3 protein-coding genes and 1 pseudogene are annotated in these 2944 nt (G+C 76.7%); 2 read left to right on the top strand and 2 right to left on the bottom strand.

Annotated features, from left to right (window positions below):
* Both ACTUAL_RS18295 and ACTUAL_RS18290 read right to left on the bottom strand, forming a co-directional pair.
* Positions 1-1255, bottom strand: a pseudogene (locus ACTUAL_RS18295) (DEAD/DEAH box helicase); the annotation flags it as partial.
* Positions 1256-1348: 93 nt separating this feature from the next.
* A complete protein-coding gene (locus ACTUAL_RS18290; protein WP_440901120.1) occupies positions 1349-1825 on the bottom strand; it encodes a DUF2000 domain-containing protein in 477 nt (158 codons plus the stop codon).
* A 112-nt stretch (positions 1826-1937) separates the two neighbouring features.
* Here ACTUAL_RS18290 and ACTUAL_RS18285 point away from each other — a divergent pair, with 112 nt between their 5' ends.
* Together ACTUAL_RS18285 and ACTUAL_RS18280 are read left to right on the top strand one after the other, a co-directional pair.
* Complete coding sequence (locus tag ACTUAL_RS18285; protein WP_096492997.1) at positions 1938-2405, top strand: Lrp/AsnC family transcriptional regulator; 468 nt, start codon at positions 1938-1940, stop codon at positions 2403-2405.
* Positions 2402-2944, top strand: a 543-nt coding sequence (locus tag ACTUAL_RS18280; protein WP_440901119.1) for an ATP-grasp domain-containing protein, incomplete at its 3' end; no start/stop codon positions are given. The genes ACTUAL_RS18285 and ACTUAL_RS18280, both read left to right, overlap by 4 nt.

Genomic DNA, 2944 nt, shown 5'->3' with positions numbered 1-2944 from the left:
CGGCTGCGGCGGTGGGGACCGGGGTGGTGGCCAGGATCGCGCGGATGCGGGCGGCGACGACGGCGGTGGCGGTGCGGCGGGCGGGCGCGGGCTGGGGGCCGAGGACCGGACCGGAGGGGGCGGGGTGCGGGGACGGCTCGGCGGGGGTGGGCCGGGTGGTGGGCACGACTAGGGCGGGCATGACCGGGGCAGGCTCGACCGGGGCAGGCTCGACCGGGGTGGTCCGGGCGGCGGGCTCGGCGGTGTCTGCCGCGAGGGGCGCGCTCTCCTCGGCGTCCGCGTGCTGCGGGGGCTCGACCGGGGCGGGTTCGGCGGGCGCCTGCTCGGCAGGCCCTCGCCCGGCGGGTTCTTGCCCGGCGGGCGCCGGTTCAACGGGCGCCCGCTCGACGGATGCCCGCTCCGCGGGCGCTGGTTCCGCGAAGGGGTTTGCGTCGGGCCGTTCGGCGGGCGCGTCCCCCGCTGCGGGCGCGTCCCCCTCGGGGCGCGCGAAGTCGTCCGGTCGCAGCCTGCTCTTGCGCTCGAACTTCAGCGGTCGCCGGGCGCGCGGGCGCACCACCGGGACGTCCGCCTCGGCCTTCCCGCGCTGGCTGGGCCGGGTGTACTTGAGCTCGGGCGCGGCGGGCGGGGGCTCCTCGCGCGGTGCGGGGCGCTCGACCGGGTAGCCCAGGTCCAGGGGGTACTCGGGTTCCGGCGGCTGCTCGACCGGCCGCCGGGGCACGAGTCCGCGCGGCTGAGCCGGCGCGACGGGCCGCCGCTCGGGCTCGGGCGCGCGCTGCGGCGGCTCGTCCGCCCACGGGTTCGCGGGCTCCACGTCCCACGGCCCCGGCAGCTCGGGCGCGTCGGCCTCGCGCACGTACCTCGGCCGCTCGGGCTCGACCGGCCGCTCCGCCTCGACCGGCCGCTCGTCCACCTCCAGCGCCAGCGACGCCAGCTGCGCGTCCTCCGCCATCCGCCGCGCCACGGCGTCCGGCTTCAGGTCCCCGACCACCGCCCGCTGCGCCAGCTTCAGCTCGCGCAGCGTGAACGTCGCCGGGCAGCCGGGGCACGCCACCGCCGCCTGCAGCTGCTGCTTCCCGCCGCTCGGGTGCGCCCGGTACAGCCCGTGCAGCTCCCCGCCGCACCCAGGGCAGGACTTCTCCACCGGCAGCGGCGACAGCTGCCAGCCCGGCTCGGCGTAGCGGGCGATCGCCGGTTCCGGGCGCACGCCCCACCGGGCCTGCACGACCCCGGCGACCGACGTGTCCCGCCCCACCACGACCCCTCCGCCCCGCCGACTCCCGTTGAACCAGCGATGCTAGGCCCAACCCCCGACAACGAGGGGCCCGGAGCGCCTGCCGGGGCGGTGCGGTCAGGGCAGCAGCGACAGCCGCTTCACCAGCTTGTCGACCCGGTTGCGCGGCCCGATCAGGCTCACCGCGAGGCACGGCACGGCCTCGCTCGCCGCGACCTTCTCCAGGTACTCGTCGTACACCCTGGTCTCCTGCGCGGCCACGGGCATGTCCACCACGTGCACGCCCAGCGAGTCCGCCGCCCTGGCCCGCAGCTCGGCCAGCTGCTCGCCGGACGCGGCCAGCACCGTGCAGCCCGCCCACGGCAGGCCGGGGTGCGCCGACCCGGTCCCGTCCACCGCGTCCGGCCCCAGCAGTCCGGGCACCGCCTCGCCGGTCGCCGCCGCCACGCACACCGCCGCGTTGACCGCCCGCCCGGCGGGCAGCGCCTCGTCCACCACGACCACCCACTTCAGGCGGGCCGACCTGGTGGGCGCGGCGGTGTCGATCTCCTCGGGGGCGAACCCGACGGCGGACTGCAGCGACTCGGTGCTCATGGGCCCACTTCCTCCGTGCAATGTGCGAACTTGTGCGACGATGGTATGCACATGCTCGGTAGCAAGCCCAGCAATCCGCTGATAATTCGGAAGAGCGCCCCTGGAGGCCGCCGTGGACGAACTTGATACGAACATCCTGCGCGAATTGCAGGTCGACGCACGGCGGAGCAACCGGGACGTGGCCGCCGCCGTGGGCGTCGCCCCGACCACCGCGCTCGACCGCACCCGCGCCCTCCGCGAGCGCGGCGTCATCAAGGGCGCGATCCTGGACGTCGACCTTCCCTCGATCGGGCGACCAGTGCAGGCGCTGATCGCGGTCCGCATCCGGCCGCCCGCGCGCCGCGTCATCGAGGGGTTCCGCGCCTGGGCCATCGCCCAGCCGGACACCCTGGGCGTGTTCGTCACGTCGGGCTCGGAGGACTTCCTGCTGCACGTCGCCGTGCCCGACAACGACCACCTCTACCAGTTCGTGGTGGACAAGCTCACCGAACGGGCCGAGGTCGCCGACGTGCGCACCTCCGTCGTGTACCAGCACCTGCGCAACGACCGGATCAGCCCGGTCGGCAGACTGTCCCCATGATCCTGCTGGTGCCCTCGGACCCGCTGCGCCCCCGCCGCCCGGACGAGCACTTCGCCGCCGAGGCCGCCGCCGCCCGCGACCTCGGGATCACCGTCGCGCTCCTGGACCACGACGCGCTGCCCACCGACCCGGCGCGCGCCGTCGCCCGCGTCCCGGAGGGCGAGGACGTCGTCTACCGGGGCTGGATGGTGCGCGCCGGCCACTACGCGGACCTCGCGCGGGCGCTGGCGCGGCGGGGCGCGGCGCTGCGCACCGACCCGCTGCGCTACCGCAGGGCGCACGAGCTGCCAGGCTGGCACGACCACCTGGCCCCGCTGACCCCGCGCTCGGCGTGGACCGCCGGGTACGACCGGACCGACTTCGACCGGGCCCGCGCGGAGCTGGGCAGCGGACCGGCGGTGCTGCGCGACTACACCAAGTCGCTCAAGCACCACTGGGACGAGGCGGCGTTCATCCCGGACGTGGCCGACGGCGACGCTGCGTGGCGGGTGGCGCTGCGGTTCCGGGAGCTGCGCGGCGCGGACTGCGTCGGCGGGTTC

It is taken from the genome of Actinosynnema sp. (assembly GCF_052038725.1).
The sequence above is the reverse complement of the archived record's forward strand: the minus strand, read 5'-3'. Positions and strand labels throughout refer to the sequence as shown.